This is a genomic window from Chryseobacterium sp. JV274, assembly GCF_903969135.1.
Lineage (GTDB): Bacteria > Bacteroidota > Bacteroidia > Flavobacteriales > Weeksellaceae > Chryseobacterium.
In genome coordinates, this window is the sequence record NZ_LR824569.1 from 486,106 (window position 1) to 502,824 (window position 16,719).

Consider the following 16,719-nt stretch of genomic DNA (forward strand, 5'->3'; position numbering starts at 1 on the left):
TGAGGTTAAAATGTAACCTGTGTAAGTATAATTTTTAGGTTGTGTTTTCAAATGTATGATAAAATTTTAGAAAAGTAAAAAAGTGCTCAGATTTTTGCTTTACTCCAGTCCATTTCCCCATGAATGAAGCTCAGAAAGAATAGGGCCAAGCTTTTGACCTTTTTCGGTTAACTTGTAATATACTTCAGGCGGAAAATTATAGACTTCAATCCGTTCAATAATAAGGTCGTCTTCAAGCTGCTTCAATTGCTCTGCAAGTACTTTCTTGGAAACCCGGGGCATACTTCGCCAAAGTTCTACAAAACGTACTTTATCTTCTTCAAAAAGGTTATGCAGAATCAGTGGTTTCCATTTCCCTGAAAGAATATTCAGGCTTCGTCTCAATCCACAGTTTTTAAATTCTTCAAAATTCATAAGTCAGTTGAATATTTATGGTTAACCTTTTGGTAACCTTCGATTGTTTTACCCCGATCGGGCAATAGCTTTGCTGTACAAACTTAGTCAAAATGAAATTACAATTATGGCGCAATGCAACATTGCTATTGAATATTGATGGAATTTCCATCCTCGTAGATCCAATGCTTGGGGAAAAAGGTTCTCTTGGTAAATTCCCAATGGTAGACAACGAATTACTGAATCCTCTGGTAGATCTGCCTTTTGGCAAGGAAGAATTAAATCAAAAACTTGAAAAAGTAGATGCTATAGCTGTTACCCATCTTCATCCTGATCATTGGGACACTACAGCTATTGAACTTCTTGACAAAAATATTCCGATCATCTGTTCATATCTCATTTCAGAACAGATTGCAGAACAGGGTTTTACAAATATTACCTCTGTTAGTGACAGCGTACAATGGAGAAATATTGAGATAACTAGTACCAAAGGACAACATGGAACGGGAGAAATCGGAGAGAAAATGGGAATTGTAAATGGTTTTGTTTTTAAAACAGAAAATAAATCCGTTTATATCGCAGGAGACACCATCTGGTATGATGAAATTGCTCAGGAAATTGATAAACATGAACCACAACATATCATTGTTGCAGGTGGAGCCGCCACTTTTTCAGTAGGAGATCCTATTATTATGACCAGTGAAGATATTATAAAAGTCTGTGAACACGCTCCCGAATCTACAGTTTGGGTAACTCATCTGGAAGCGGTAAGCCATTGCAAAGAAGACAGAAAATTTATTCAGGGAAAAATAACGGAAAAAGGACTCGAAAACCAATGTTTTATATTGAAAGACGGAGAAGAGGTAAGCCTGAAACAGATATGAAATAAATAACAGGAGTTATGGCTTATTTTTTGAATATTTCCTGATAAATAATTGGTATGCTGTCAGCTTTTCTCTTACATCTTGATTGGAAAGAATTATTATTGGGACACGAAGAATGGTCTTTTCTTTTAGAGATCATTCTTCGTACCATGATTATGTTCCTTGCTATTATCATAGGACTTAGAATTTTAGGAAAAAGAGGGGTAAAACAGCTCTCAATCTTTGAATTGGTAGTCATTATTGGCCTGGGATCGGCAGCAGGAGATCCTATGTTTAATAAGGATGTCGGAATTATTTCATCCCTTATTGTTTTTATTGTTATTATTCTTCTATATTCTATTGTGACCCATTTTATCGGAAAAAGTAAACGTTTTGAAAATCTGGTAGAAGGAAAATCCATCTGCCTGGTAGAAAATGGCGAATTTTCAATTAAAAACTTTCAAAAAGAAAACCTTGGGAGTGACGAATTCTTTGCAGAGTTGAGACTAAAAGGAATTTCGCAACTTGGACAGATTGAAATGGCTATAGAAGAAATATCAGGAGAGATCAGTGTATTCTTTTTAGAAGATGAATCTGTAAGATATGGGCTTCCTATTATGCCAGGCTCATTACTTAATCCTTTACAATATATTCATGAGGACAAACATTACTCTTGTATATTTTGTGGGTATACAGAACATAAAAAAGCGGGCAATGCCGGACGCTGCCCAAAATGCCAAAAAGAAGAATGGGTAGCATCCAGCAATAAAAGACGTGTCACCTGACCTTTGTCCATCCTAATCCTCAACATATTTATTTCTCGCAGCCTTCATTCCAAAATATAACATCAATATTACCGCAAAACTTAATAAATAAAATGAGCTGTTCCAGGAAACATCCCAATCATGCAGTTTTCCAAATAATGGAGGCCCAAATGCAGCAATCAGATATCCGACAGACTGAGCCATTCCGGAAATTTTAACAGCATTGATACTGCTTTTCGTTCTCGTTGAAAAAAATAGGATAGATAAACTGAAAGACAAGCCATTAGAAATCCCTATGATCACAGCATTCACATAAATCCACTGAGATTTAAGGAACACAAACATCATCGTACTTCCAAACATCAGGGTGCATATAAAAAGAATCATCAGTCTCTGATCTTTCATCTTACTGGCAATAATCGGGCAGCAGAACGTCACAGGAATCATCGTAATCTGAATCACAAAGAAAACCCAGCCGGAGCTTTCTCCCTGCATATGAAAATCTGCAAGAAATGAAGGCAGCCAGGCTACCAGACAATAATAAAATAAAGACTGCAGACCCATAAAAATACTGATGTTCCATGCCTGAGCAGATTTGAACATATTAAAATCAGAAGTACTGAGTGCCGTTTTAGGAAGATTTGGATTTCTTTTATTAAAGATAAATTCCAATACTAAAACAAGAAAACCCAATGCCGCAATAACCAGCCAGATTCCTAAAGAACCTTTCCATCCAAACCCCGTCAGTTCCCCGATCTTCACACTAAAACCAGAAGCCAGGGCCGCCGTAAGATTCATGGATACAGCAAAAATTCCAGTCATAAGACCAATCTGCTTCGGGAAATTATTTTTAACGTATCCCGGAGTGACCACATTTCCAATGCATATCCCTAAGCCAATAAATATAGATCCTAAAAATAACAGCCAAAGAGATCCGCTGATTCTTAAAAATAAACCAAAACTTAAAATAATCAGAGAATACATCAGAAGTTTACTGATTCCGAACTTATTAGAAAATCTACTGACCAATACAGAGCAGGCTGCAAACATAAACAGTGGAATAGAGGTAAGCAGACTTACCTGAAAATTATCAAGTTTCAATGCATCTCTTACTTCTCCCAATACAGGAGCAACTGCCACAATTGGTGAACGGAGGTTACTGGAAATTAATATAACTACCAGAACGTTAATGATTAACAAAACATACGAAGCATTCCTTTTTACTTCATTCTTCATCATAATAAAAACTTTTCTGCAAAATTAATATAGTAATTTTGTTTAATTTTGCCAAAGTTTTAACCTAAAACGACATGAATGCCAACGACAGCATAAAAATAGATGATCTGAAGAAACCTTATTTTGTATGGTTTGAAGAAAACTGGGTTCATGATGATGTCCTTCACCATCATCAGAAAGGTCAGCTGGTATATGTGGAAAGTGGGTTCCAATACATCACTATTGAAGAAAAAATCTATCTTCTCCCACAAAATCATGCCGTATGGATTCCTCCAAATGCAATTCATAAAACTAATTCACATTCCGAAAAGATAAAACTGATGATCATGTTTGCTGATATCAGTACAAAAAATCCCTTTTATCATGAGGTTAATGTATTTTCTGTTCCACCGGTTTTAAAAGAAATGATAAAATATGCGGAAAAATGGTCTAAGCAAATGATTTCTGATGATGATGAAAATCTATTTCTCAAAGCATTGTTCAACGAACTTCCGCGATTTGTTGAACATTCCTTAACGCTCCATATCAGTCTTCCAAAAGATCAACGCCTTACAAAAGTTATTGAGCATCTTCATCATCACTATCGGGATGAAATTAAGATGGAAGATCTCAGCGATACAGCACTTTTGTCTTTCCGTACATTGGAACGTATTTTCAAAAAAGAAACCGGACTCACTTTAAGTAAATACCAGCAGATGCTTCGTATCATTAAAAGTCTGGAATTTCTGAGTGCTGGGCATCTTACTATTTCAGAAACAGCTTATGAAGTAGGGTACAAGAGTGTACAGGCCTATACCAGAAGTTTTCTGTCTGTAATGCAGTTCAGACCTACAGATTTTATTAAAACAATTCAATAGACGTTTAGAGCACCTGCAGAAGCGGTCGAGATATAGCAAAAAAGAGACTTATTGAGATCTTAAAACTTTGAACATTACTTTGTATAAAAGCAATTGACTTGTTTGAAAAAGAGTATAATTCACATTTTACATCATTTTCCACTTCAACAGCCAATATTCAATTATGATACTATTGAAAATAAAAAGGTCTCCACGAATGAAGACCTTAAAAAAACACAAATGATGAAAAAAAATTATTTCGATCCACAAATATAAGTAAAAATCATGTTATGCAAAACATCATAAGCTTATTTTTTTTAATAATTATTTATTTTAAGTAAAAATAATTATTCTCTAAATGATTTTGGTTTTCTTTAGGATTCCGAAATTCTTTACACAAAAACATATCCTGTTAAATATAATTCGCGCCCTGATGAATTGTATGCCGTTTTTTAGCATGAACAGAATAGTTGTGAGAAGTGAATTATTATAAAAATAAAGCTACTTTAAAACAATACTCAAACAATTGTTTAACTTTTTTGTGACTCTACTCATAAAAACCTATAGAATTTTTGCTGTATTTTCTCCAAAAAACATATTGCATGAAGCCAAAAAAATTTAAAGGAGTCCCAAAACAAAAATTCGGAGGTTTCCATGATACAGAAACCAGAAAAATATTTGATCAGGATTCCATGTCGTTAAAATTTGAAACATTAAAAGAGAGATTTTTCTCAGTCAATAAGTGGCAAAGTTATTGCGGGGAAGCATTTGCAGCATTTAAGCTTTACGATTTCAATGGTCATCCTGTGGATCGTGAACCACAGAAAGGAGATTTTATAAGGATTGATATTCCGGGACCGGGAGAACCTGAAGCCAGAGGATATGATTGGGTGGAAATTACAGATATCTGTTTTTATCAGAACAGTTTTGCCGAAAGTATAACAATGACCTGCAGACCGTCCAGAAACCCTGAAGATAAAAAAAACCGCCATATTGCTCATTTTTACAGCTCCGGAGCAACCTCTACCTTTATGATATCAAAAAGTCCTGCTCATGTAAAAGCCGCAGTATACGGACGTAATGAAAGACCTAATCTGAATGCTAAATTACTTGATGTCATTAGGAATCTTGTCACCGCCGCAGGAGGAATGATGGGAACTGCTAAAATACAATGGAAACAGCTTACCGACAGTTTATTGGATTTTGAATAACCTTTTTCTACCTTTTTTGATCTAGATCAAAGTTTGGTATTTGTTGTACAGGGACATTTGCACCCGAATATTTTAAACAAAATTTATGAGTACAACATTAGAAAAAGGGCAGACTATTAATTTCTATCAGGCGACCGCTCCCATTATCATTTCGGTATTTGGAGTTTATCTTACCATAGGAATTGCCCTGGGAGTACTTCCCGGGTTTGTCCAGAACACATTAGGTTTTGACAGCATTATTGTGGGGCTTGTTATTGGTTTGCAGTCGTTGTCAACACTTTTGACGCGTGCCTATTCCGGGAAAATTACAGATACCAGAGGAGCCAAGAAAAGTAAAATGTCAGGTGTGGTATTAGCTGTTATTGCCGGGATTGTTTATATACTTGCAATACTATTTCAGGGTCATCCGCTGATGGCACTTCTCTTTCTGTTAGCAGCAAGAATCATTCATGGTATTGGCGAAAGCTTTCTGGTTACCGGAGCATTGACGTGGGGAATAGGGCTGGCAGGCCCCTCTAACTCTGGAAAAGTAATGACCTGGAACGGTATTGCTATGTATGCAGGAATTGCAATTGGGGCTCCTGTCAGTATCTGGTTGAGTAAAGAATACAATATGCTGCCTGCTTTCATCCTTATAGCCTTACTTCCGCTTGTAAGCTGGCTTTCTACCGCAAAACTTCCTTCTATTCCTGTAGATAAAGATCATGTACGAACGCCTTTTTACAAGGTAATCGGGGCAATATCGGGGCAGGGACTGAGTCTTGCTTTTTCATCAATGGCTTTTGGATGTATTGCTTCTTTTATTGCTTTATTTTTCTCACAAAAGAATTGGGGAGATGCTTCACTTGCTTTTATGGTTTTCGGAATATGTTATGTTCTTACCAGAATTTTCTTTGCTTCATTTCCGGATAAATACAGAGGTTTTAAGATTGCTTTGATCTCTCTGATCATCGAAGTGGCAGGACAGCTGCTGATATGGACATCTGTTTCCAAAACATTAGCCATTATCGGATGTGGATTAACTGGGATTGGATTTTCATTGGTCTTTCCGGCATTGGGAGTTCTTGCGATTCAAAAAGTAAAACCACAAATGAGAGGAACAGCATTGGGAGCATATGTTGCTTTTGTTGATCTTTCATTAGGACTGGCAGGACCTATTGCCGGGCTAATTACCGGCTGGTTTGATTATCAGGCAGTATACCTTTTCGGGGGAATCAGCTGTATGGTATCAATGATTATTTTATTATTTAATAAAAAATAAAAATGGAAAATTCTATCATTACTCAAGCAGAGAAAACAAAAAAAATACGTTCTGCATTTATCATTAAAAATAAACAGTATCTCACCCCACATCTTATCCGTGTGGTATTTGAAATGGATGACAATCAGGCTGAACTGCTTGCCAATGTGCGTTCCGGTTCAAATAATAAAATCTTTTTTCCAACTAAAGAAGGAAGAACTCCTTTAATCAGAACATATACTAACAGAAAAATTGACTTGGAAAACCGGGAATTGAGTATAGATTTCGTTGCCCATGGTGATAACGGGCCCGCTTCTGCATGGGCATTACAAGCGAGTCCTGGTGATTCATTGGAAATAGGGATGAAAGAAAGTACAAGGCCTTTAGTTCCCGATGCTGATTTTTATCTGCTGGCGGGAGATGCAACAGCATTACCTGTCATTTGTGCTATTGCTGAGCAGTTTCCACCTTATATATCCGCAAAGATCCTATTAGAGGTGGCAGGCAAAGAAGATGAACTTATTCTGTGTTCCGCAGCAGATGTATCAGTAGAATGGCTTTACAATCCCCATCCGGAAGAGGGAAGCCGACTTGCAGAAGCTGTAAAATCTGTTCAGTTTCCGCCCGGAGTTTTGAAAGAATATGTGTATATCGCTGCAGAATACACAACAGTTCATGAACTTCGTAATTATTTTAAAACAACCCCGCAATGGGATCCCCATGGTCTATATATCTGCTCGTACTGGAAAGCCGGACAGACAGAAAATATATAGACCGTTTTGATAAAAATAGTAAGCAAATCCTTTTTATCATTACTTTTGCTTACATGCAGGAACTTTTAGCTTCATATATTAAAAATAGAATATCAGTAACGGATGAAGAATTGAATACCATTCTTTCTTATTTCAAACATGTTCAATTAAAAAAGAATGAAACACTCCTTACCAACGGACAACACAGCCAACGGACATTTTTTGTTGTAAACGGTTGTCTCCGTATATTTTTTATTAATGAAGAAGGGCAGGATTCCACGCGATATTTTGCATTTGAAAATCAGTTTGCAACAGCATTAACCAGTTTTATTACTTCTGAGCCCTCCGACGAATTTATTCAGGCCGTGGAGGATTCAGAAGTATATTACATTAGTCATGAAAGCTTTTACCATCTCCTGGATATTATTCCGCAATGGGAAAAATTTTACAGGATATATCTGGAAACAGCGTATGTGAGTAACACGAAGAGACTGATGTCTTTCCTTGTTCAGGATGCTCTTGAAAAGTACCGCCAGCTGCTGAATGAAAATCCTGTTGTAGTAAGGAGACTTTCTAATAAAATGGTAGCTTCCTATCTTAATATCTCTCAGGAAACTTTAAGCAGATTGAAATCAAGACTTTGATTTTTGTTTGACAAATCTAATAATATTACAAAGAGCTTTAAACCATTTTTAAACGGAATAAAATTCTCAAAAAATTAATACCAGAGCCTTCTCAGGAAAAATTTAAGCCTTATATTTGCACTCATGTTAAAATGGTTCTCCATATTATGCTCAATGATGTATGTGCTGGCTACCACCAATGCGGGGGAAGTACTGAAGGTGCCTATGTTTGTGGAACATTTTATGGAATATCATGGAAGCTTATCAGAGTTTGTCATGGAACATTATGATAATCACAAAGAGGATTCTGACTGGGATACTGATCAGAAACTGCCATTTATCAATCCTCCTATTGTATTGACTGTACATGCCCAGCTTCCGGAACTTACATTTGAAATAAAAAAACCTAAAGAAATTACTGTTTCCAAGAAAAACAGTATCTACAAGGAAAAAGATTTCTCCAATCATTATCTTTCCCAGATTTTCCAGCCTCCGCGGCTTTCATAACTGATTTTACACTGACATTGCTTTAGACTTAAAGCAGTCCATTTATTATTACATCAATTTAACCTATCGTGCATTATAACTCTGTTTATGATGTCTTTACTAAACTTTGTTTAAATTTTTCAGAATGATAAGTTTACAACAAAGTACATGATTATCAGGGAGATATTCTTACTGAGTGATATGATATCTTCTGTGCTTTTGTAATTGTACAAATAAAGACTTCAGCTGCTTTTATAAGACATTCCGGGTTATCAATTAATAGTTTTTTCCATGTTAAATAAAATTATTGAGTTTTCTGTAAAGAATAAACTCATCATTGCTCTGTTTACAGTGGGGCTTGTTCTTTTTGGGGTCTATGAAACCACCAAACTACCCATAGATGCTCAGCCGGACATCACCAATAATCAGGTGCAGATTATTACGACTGCTCCTTCTTACGGTGCAGCAGATATTGAACGCCTTGTTACATTTCCTATCGAACAGGCTACCAGCAATATCAGCGGAATTACAGAACTTAGAAGTTTCTCACGTTTCGGACTGTCATTAGTAACGGTAGTTTTTGATGACAATACGGATGTCTACTGGGCACGCCAGCAGGTTCAGGAACGTTTGCAGCTTGTTCAGGACAATATCCCGGCCGGAATCGGAAAACCGGAACTGGGACCTATTTCCACAGGATTGGGAGAAATTTTCCAATATGTGGTAAGGGCCAAAAAAGGATATGAAAATGTCTATGATGAAACGGAACTCAGAACCATTCAGGATTGGGTGGTCAGAAGACAGCTTCTGGGAACTAAAGGAGTCGCCGATGTCAGCAGTTTCGGAGGAAAACTGAAACAATATGAAATCGCCATTAATCCCAACAGACTTCAGGCATTCAATATCAATATCAACGATGTTTTTGGAGCGTTGGAGAAAAATAACCAAAATACCGGAGGTGCTTATATTGAGAAGAAAGAAACCGTTCTTTTTATTCGCAGCGAAGGGCTTCTGGGAAGTACGGAAGATATCGGAAGTATTCAGGTGGCAGAAACCAAAGAAGGTATTCCGGTTCACATTAAAGATGTTGCTTCCGTAAAGATAGGGTATGCAACAAGATATGGTGCTATGACCTATAATGATACAGGAGAAGTATCCGGAGCTATTGTCCTGATGCTGAAAGGGGAGAATGCCAATGTAGTGATTGGAAATATTAAAGAAAGACTGGAAAAAATACAGGAATCATTACCTGAAGGGGTTGTCATTGAACCTTTCCTTGACCGTGCTAAAATGGTAAACAACACCATCAGTACAGTAAAAACAAACCTGACGGAAGGCGCTTTGATTGTTGTTTTTATTCTGGTTTTATTCTTAGGAAACTTCAGAGCAGGATTATTGGTAGCTTCTGTAATTCCTTTAGCGATGCTTTTCGCTATCATTATGATGAATATTTTTGGGGTAGGAGGAAACCTGATGAGTCTTGGAGCGCTTGATTTCGGACTTATCGTAGATGGAGCCGTTATCATCGTGGAAGCGGTACTGCATCAGCTGGCCCACAAAAAGCATTTCGGAAAAGATAATATGCTCAGCAAAAAAGAAATGGATGACCAGGTTTCCGGTTCTGCGACCAAAATGGTTAACAGTGCCGTTTTTGGGCAGATCATTATCTTAATTGTATATCTTCCGATTTTTACACTTCAGGGCATTGAAGGTAAAATGTTTAAGCCAATGGCCCAGACCGTTGCATTTGCCCTGATTGGCGCATTTATTCTTTCCCTTACTTATATTCCTATGATGAGTTCTCTGGTATTGAGCAGAAAGAAGAAAGAAAAAGAAAATATTTCAGACCGTGTAATGGGAAAAGTAGAAACTGGCCACCAGAAATTCCTGATAAAAGCCCTTAAATATAGAAAAACCATTATTCTGGGAGTGCTAGTACTGTTTGTTGGTGCTGTTTTTACCCTTTCCAGAATGGGTGGGGAATTTATCCCATCTCTTGAAGAAGGTGACTTTGCCGTTGAAATGAGGATTCTTCAGGGAAGCAATATCAATGAAACCAAAAAAGCAACCAGTCAGGCAGCTAATATACTTTTAACCCAGTTTCCTGAAATACAGAAGGTGGTCATGAAGATTGGTAGTGCAGAAATTCCTACGGAACCAATGCCAATGGATTCCGGAGATATGATCATTGTCTTAAAACCTAAAAAAGAATGGACTTCTGCAAAAACATTTCCAGAACTTTCTGATAAAATGAGTAAAGCACTGAGCGTTATTCCGGGATTGACAACCAGTTTTCAGTTCCCGGTACAAATGCGTTTCAATGAGCTGATGACCGGAGCAAGGCAGGATGTGGTATGCAAAATTTATGGGGAAGATCTGGACAGCCTTGCTGCCTACGCAAAAAAGATGGGAAGCATTATCAACACGGTAAAAGGAGCTCAGGATCTTTATATAGAACCCGTTGTGGGAGCTCCACAGGTTGTTATTGATTATAACCGTTCGGAACTGTCCCGATATAATATTTCCGTGGCAGAAATCAACAGGGTTATCAATATGGCTTTTGCCGGTCAGACAGCAGGTGCTTTATACGAAGGAGAGAAGAAGTTTGACATTGTAGTCCGGATGGATAATGAACATAAAAAAGATATCACAAGTATCCGGAATCTTTTGATACCTACCGCTTCAGGAGAGCAGGTTCCTTTATCACAGCTGGCCAAAGTAGAGCTTAAAAACAGTCCGAACCAGATCCAGAGGGAAGATACCAAAAGAAGAATCATCGTAGGGTTTAATGTAAGAGGAAGGGATGTTCAGAGCATCGTGGAAGAACTTCAGCAAAAGGCAGGTAAAAGCCTGAAACTATCACCCGGATATACCGTTTCTTATGGAGGAGCTTTTGAAAATTTAAATGAAGCTAAAGCCAGACTCGGAGTAGCAGTTCCTATTTCATTAGTAATGATTTTCCTGTTGTTGTTCTTTGCTTTCGGTTCTGTAAAACACAGCTTACTGATCTATACCGCCATTCCATTGTCTGCGATAGGAGGTATTTATTTTCTGGCATTGAGAGGAATGCCTTTCAGTATCAGCGCAGGGGTAGGATTCATCGCTTTATTCGGAGTAGCAGTACTTAATGGAATTGTTTTGATATCAGAGTTTAACCGATTGAAAAAGAACGGAATAACAAACACCAACAGAATTGTACTGATAGGTACAAAAATCAGACTTCGTCCGGTGTTAATGACAGCTTTTGTGGCTTCGTTAGGATTTCTTCCTATGGCGATCAGTAATGGTGCCGGAGCAGAAGTACAGAGGCCTTTGGCTACCGTTGTAATCGGCGGTTTGATGCTTGCTACACTTTTAACCCTTTTTGTACTTCCTATTCTCTATGTTTTATTCGAAAATATTAATAAAGATAAAATGAAATTCTCTAAAAAATTCAACTATAAAAAACTGTCCGTTTTCCTACTGCTGATCTCTTTCGGAAGTTTTCAGGCTCAGGAAAGCATTACTTATGACCAGGCTTTGGAAAAGGCCTATCAACAAAACGGAACCCTTAAAAACTCAAAATTAGTATCAGATTATCAGGAAAAACTCAAAGCCAGCTATCTGGATATTCCACAAATGGAAGTTACAGGCGGATTTGGACAGATTCAGGGAGAGGAAACCGACAATTCTTTCGGAATCTCTCAAAGATTCAGTTTTCCTACGGTTTATTCAAAAAGAAAACAAATGCTGGATGCGGAATGGTCTGCGGGTATCATCAATCAGAATCTGACCAAAACACAGCTTACGAAAGAGGTTACAGACGTTTTCTACAGAATATTAGTGCTTCAGGAGAAGAAAAAAGTATTGGAATATATCAGCCAGATGTACAATAATTTTGCTGACAAGGCGGGATTAAGATTAAAAAAAGGAGAAGCCAATATTTTAGAGGAATCAACCGCTGAAATCCAGAAAGAACAGGTACAAGTACAGCTGAACACTCTTGAGAATGATCTAGATATCGCAAAACTTCAGCTTCAGGTATTACTTCAGTCTGAGAATCCTTACCAGCCGATTGCTGATCAACCGACAATGAATATGGGTATTCAGATTTCTGAGGAAATGGTAAAACAACATCCTGAACTTCAGTATCTGCAGCAACAGATTAAAGTAGGAGAGGCGGAAGTACAGCTGGAGAAAAGCAAACTGCTTCCGGATCTTCTTGTTGGATATACCAATCAGAGTATGAAAAACATCAATAATAACCGTTTTAATTCGGTTCAGGTGGGCGTAGGAATTCCATTGTTTACAAAAGGGCAAAGAGCTTTGGCAAAGGCTGCACAGGCAAAAATTGCAATATCCGAAAATCAATACCAGCGAAAAGAAATTGAGCTGAAAAACAGATTGAGACAGCAACTGAATAATTATATGAATCAACAGAGAATCATTGAAAATTATCAACAAAAACAACTTCCGAAATCTGAAATCATTTTAAAAACAGCACAGAAACAAATGGAAGTAGGAGAAATTGATTACCTGGATTGGGTAATATTGGTGAACCAGGCCGTAAAAACCAAAGCAGACTATATTGATCAGCTGGAAAAACTGAATCAGATCAGTGCCGAACTTAATTTCTTAATTTCAAAATAACAACGTCATGCAGTTCAAGAATATATCTATATACAGCCTTACTTTAATCCTTACTTTATCTTCATGTTCAGGAAAAAAAGAAGAAGAAAAAACGGTTTACGAAAACACAAAATTTACCAAAAACAATGAAAATTCGGTTCATCTCACGGAAAAACAAATTCAGTCTGTAGGAATTACCACCACATCTATTCAGAACAGAAATATGGAAAAGCTGGTACGACTGAACGGAAAAGCAGAAATTGCACCTTCACACATCAGTTCGGTTTCCAGTATTATGGGCGGGCACATCAAATCTATTAACATAATTAATGGAAGCCATTTCAATAAAGGACAAGTTCTTGCTGTTGTGGAAGATCCACAATTTATACAGCTTCAGCAGGATTATCTGGTGACAAAAGCACAGCTTGAAGCCGCAAGACTGAACTTTAACCGCCAGAAAGATCTTAATACAAGCAAAGCCAGCAGTGATAAGACGATGCAGACCGCTCAGGCAGATTATGCTACCCTGAATGCTACTTTAAAGGGCCTTGAAGAAAAGTTGAGAATCATTGGAATTAACGCCAGAGGTTTACATACTGGAAATATCAGAAGTAAGATTAATATCTATGCCCCATTTACCGGTTTTGTAAGTAAAATTCTTGTGAACAACGGACAATACATCAATCCGGCAGATACTTTGTTTGAGCTGATCAACCCCGCAGGATTGCTTTTGGAATTAAAGGTTTTTGAAAATGATGTGAATGATGTGAAAGCAGGACAGGAAATTGTAGTGTACAACAATCAGAATCCGGATGTGAAATCCAACGCAAGGATTGTCAGTGTAGTTCCAAGCATTGAAAATGGGGGATCTGCAACTGCCGTTGCTAAATTGTCTTCGGTAAATTCTGAATTTGTAAAAGGAATGTATATCAATGCTGAAGTTAATATCAACAGCCGGTACACACAGGGGCTTCCTAATGAAGCGGTAATATCTTTTGAAAATAAAAATTATGTTTTTGAAGATCTCGGAAAATCGAATTATAAAATGATTCCTGTTGTAACCGGAATTTCTGATGACCAGTTTACAGAGATTGTAAAAGCAGATGCTTTAATGGATAAAAAAATTGTACAGAAAGGTGCTTACAGCCTTCTGATGATGCTTAAAAACAAGGCAGAATAATTTAAGCCTGACTAATTTTTTTTATTTATTTAAACGAAAGTCATTAAAGCGTTCATTTTGAAATACTTTAGTCACAATAATACTACATAAAAGTTGATATAAGATGAAAATCAAAGATTTTCATAAAACTTAGGTGTACTTATTATGCATAAAAGCTGGCTCTTAAAAAGCCTAAGTGTTCAAAAACTTTTGTGTCTTTTGTGGTTAAAATAAAATCTACTACAAAACGAAAAGATCAGTCAGCCGGCTGATCTTTTTTATTTGAATGACTATACTTTATATACATAGCTATAAAACCAATTAAAAAAAATGATATTTGACATGTTTTTCATTTTGTAAAATATTATTTAATGCATAATTCATTTTAAAATAATATATTTAAGAAGTGAATAGTTTTTAAAGGATTTTTTAGATGAATAAGAAAAGAACTTTTATCGAAAATTTATGACAAAAAAACCTTTGCACAATTTCCATATTCCGGTAATGGGACTGGCTTACACCATAGACAGCCCGATCCGTGTTGCACAATATGGAATTTCTTCTGTGATCTCTATCATTGATGATGAAATCCTTGAAAAGATGAAAAACTTTTATAATAAGAAGTTTAATCTTGACTATTTTGGAATCTCAACAAAAGCAGATGATTACAGGGCAAGAAGAGTTACTGCCTATCTGGATATGGTGGATGATATCGTGAATGAAAAATTTGAATCTTTCAAACAGGAAATCAGCAAAAACAAAGAGGCTTTAAAGGACTTCATGGCCATACTTCCGAATACTTCGGATCTTAAAACAAGTCTTCAGAATCTCATTAATCAAAAAGATAACTGGAGCTCCAATATCAAAAACTTCATAGAATCTAACTTAAGACCTGGAAGTATTGACGTCAATATCATGACGAAAGTGGATAAGGACAATTATCAGAACAACGAGCAGCTTCCGGTAATGTATAACGATGCCCATGCTTCACTGCGGGGATTTGCCAAAAGCAAACTGTCATCATCAATGGTTCTTTCAGCAGGAATGAATCCTCGTCTGTATAGTTATATGGAAGAGTTTGAAGACTTTTTCCCGGATGAAAACGGAAAGATCAAAAAGAAAATCATTCTTAAAGTAAGCGACTTCCGTTCTGCAATGATCCAGGGAAACTTTCTGGCTAAAAAAGGACTGTGGGTTTCAGAATACAGAATAGAATCCGGGCTGAACTGCGGCGGCCATGCTTTTGCAACCGAAGGAATGCTTCTTGGGCCTATCATGGAAGAATTTAAGCAGAAAAAAAATGATCTGATACAGTCAGCGCATACGTTAATGACAGCTGCTTTGGAACAAAAAGGAAAGCCTTTGGTTTCTGAGCCTTTGGAAATGAAAATTACCGTTCAGGGTGGAGTAGGAACTTCCGAAGAACATGAGTTTCTATTGGCTCATTATAAGGTAGACAGTGTAGGATGGGGCTCGCCGTTTTTACTGGTCCCTGAAGCCACTTCTGTAGATACGGAAACCCGAAATCTGCTTGTAAAATCAAAAGAACAGGATTTGTATCTGAGTCATATTTCGCCTCTGGGAGTGCCTTTCAATACGGTAAAAGGAACTTCTAATGAACTATTGAAGTATGAAAAAGAAGCTAAAGGTAAATACGGCAGTTCGTGTCCGAAAAAGCTTCTGGCATTAAGCAAAGAATTCTCACCGGAAGGAACCTGTACCGCTTCTAAAAAATATCAGGATATCAAACTGAAAGAATTGTATACTGACCGGGAAACCTTAACAGAAAAAGAGTTTGATAAAAGAAAGTCTCAAATAACCGATAAAGCCTGTCTGTGTGTAGGACTTGTGAATGCAGCATATATGGAGCAGAATCTTGAAATCAAAGGAGAAAAACAGGGGGTTGTGATATGTCCCGGACCCAATATTGCTTTTTTTGATAAAGAAGTTTCACTTTCGGAAATGGTAAAACATATTTATGGAAATACCAATATTCTTTCCCATACTCAACGTCCAAATATGTTTATCAATGAACTGAAAATGTATGTTGACTATCTGAGAAAGGAAATTACAGAATCTTCAGTACAGATTACCCATGCCCAAACAAAAAAATGGAATGCTTTCAAGAAAAATATACTTGAAGGAATAGAATATTATCATGATCTTTTTATAGGATCATCATTCTTCAGCAACGGATTATCAACCATCAATCTGCAATTACAGGAATATAAACTTCAGCTTACTGCTATTGATGTTCCGCAGGTTGAAAAATAACCGTATTTTTTAATTGATAGATAATAAAAACAGCTTTCAACGCGGAGGCTGTTTTTATTTTTTTGAGTTGTTCTGTTGGGGAAATATAAAATATAAATGCAGGCAATCAAATATTTCCAACAAAGCATGTATCTTATTTTTACAATACACAATTTTATCGGAGATAAAATCCTTGCGTCTTTGTGATCTTTCAACAATCATATTTTATGAAATGATTAGGAGTTGGAAAAACGCAAAGGCGCAAAGATTTATAATATTACTGTAGAATGTAAGG

13 protein-coding genes are annotated in these 16,719 nt (G+C 36.9%); 11 read left to right on the forward strand and 2 right to left on the reverse strand.

Annotation, left to right across the window (positions count from 1 at the left end):
• Positions 1-99 precede the first annotated feature (99 nt).
• The gene (locus CHRYMOREF3P_RS02280) at positions 100-414 is read right to left on the reverse strand and encodes a winged helix-turn-helix transcriptional regulator (protein WP_077417377.1); all 315 of its coding nucleotides are present in this window, start codon (positions 412-414) and stop codon (positions 100-102) included.
• Between the two features lie 92 nt (positions 415-506).
• On the opposite strand from CHRYMOREF3P_RS02280, the gene CHRYMOREF3P_RS02285 reads away from it, so the two are divergent.
• Positions 507-1,277 carry an MBL fold metallo-hydrolase gene (locus CHRYMOREF3P_RS02285; protein WP_180563754.1) on the forward strand — a complete coding sequence of 257 codons (771 nt, stop codon included), beginning with the start codon at positions 507-509 and terminating at the stop codon, positions 1,275-1,277.
• A 56-nt stretch (positions 1,278-1,333) separates the two neighbouring features.
• The gene (locus tag CHRYMOREF3P_RS02290) at positions 1,334-2,041 is read left to right on the forward strand and encodes a DUF421 domain-containing protein (RefSeq protein WP_180563755.1); all 708 of its coding nucleotides are present in this window, start codon (positions 1,334-1,336) and stop codon (positions 2,039-2,041) included.
• Between the two features lie 12 nt (positions 2,042-2,053).
• Here the strand turns inward: CHRYMOREF3P_RS02290 and CHRYMOREF3P_RS02295 are convergent, their stop codons facing one another.
• Complete coding sequence (locus tag CHRYMOREF3P_RS02295; RefSeq protein WP_232538951.1) at positions 2,054-3,259, reverse strand: CynX/NimT family MFS transporter; 1,206 nt, start codon at positions 3,257-3,259, stop codon at positions 2,054-2,056.
• 71 nt (positions 3,260-3,330) lie between these two features.
• Between CHRYMOREF3P_RS02295 and CHRYMOREF3P_RS02300 the strand changes: the two genes are divergently transcribed.
• From CHRYMOREF3P_RS02300 to CHRYMOREF3P_RS02340, 9 genes are all read left to right on the forward strand, one after another.
• A complete protein-coding gene (locus CHRYMOREF3P_RS02300) occupies positions 3,331-4,113 on the forward strand; it encodes a helix-turn-helix domain-containing protein (RefSeq protein WP_077417368.1) in 783 nt (260 codons plus the stop codon).
• A 581-nt stretch (positions 4,114-4,694) separates the two neighbouring features.
• Positions 4,695-5,303 (forward strand): hypothetical protein, encoded by a 609-nt coding sequence (locus CHRYMOREF3P_RS02305; protein WP_180563756.1) that lies wholly within the window; start codon positions 4,695-4,697, stop codon positions 5,301-5,303.
• Positions 5,304-5,388: 85 nt separating this feature from the next.
• On the forward strand, positions 5,389-6,564 hold the full coding sequence (locus tag CHRYMOREF3P_RS02310) for an MFS transporter (RefSeq protein WP_180563757.1): 1,176 nt from the start codon (positions 5,389-5,391) through the stop codon (positions 6,562-6,564).
• A gap of 2 nt (positions 6,565-6,566) precedes the next feature.
• Positions 6,567-7,316 (forward strand): siderophore-interacting protein, encoded by a 750-nt coding sequence (locus CHRYMOREF3P_RS02315; protein ID WP_180563758.1) that lies wholly within the window; start codon positions 6,567-6,569, stop codon positions 7,314-7,316.
• A gap of 53 nt (positions 7,317-7,369) precedes the next feature.
• Complete coding sequence (locus CHRYMOREF3P_RS02320) at positions 7,370-7,939, forward strand: Crp/Fnr family transcriptional regulator (RefSeq protein WP_077417360.1); 570 nt, start codon at positions 7,370-7,372, stop codon at positions 7,937-7,939.
• Positions 7,940-8,062: 123 nt separating this feature from the next.
• Positions 8,063-8,425 (forward strand): hypothetical protein, encoded by a 363-nt coding sequence (locus CHRYMOREF3P_RS02325; RefSeq protein ID WP_139348540.1) that lies wholly within the window; start codon positions 8,063-8,065, stop codon positions 8,423-8,425.
• A gap of 270 nt (positions 8,426-8,695) precedes the next feature.
• A complete protein-coding gene (locus tag CHRYMOREF3P_RS02330) occupies positions 8,696-13,033 on the forward strand; it encodes a CusA/CzcA family heavy metal efflux RND transporter (RefSeq protein WP_180563759.1) in 4,338 nt (1,445 codons plus the stop codon).
• A 7-nt stretch (positions 13,034-13,040) separates the two neighbouring features.
• Complete coding sequence (locus CHRYMOREF3P_RS02335; protein WP_180563760.1) at positions 13,041-14,192, forward strand: efflux RND transporter periplasmic adaptor subunit; 1,152 nt, start codon at positions 13,041-13,043, stop codon at positions 14,190-14,192.
• A gap of 444 nt (positions 14,193-14,636) precedes the next feature.
• Positions 14,637-16,445 carry a hypothetical protein gene (locus tag CHRYMOREF3P_RS02340; RefSeq protein ID WP_077417354.1) on the forward strand — a complete coding sequence of 603 codons (1,809 nt, stop codon included), beginning with the start codon at positions 14,637-14,639 and terminating at the stop codon, positions 16,443-16,445.
• The last annotated feature ends 274 nt before the right edge of the window (positions 16,446-16,719 follow it).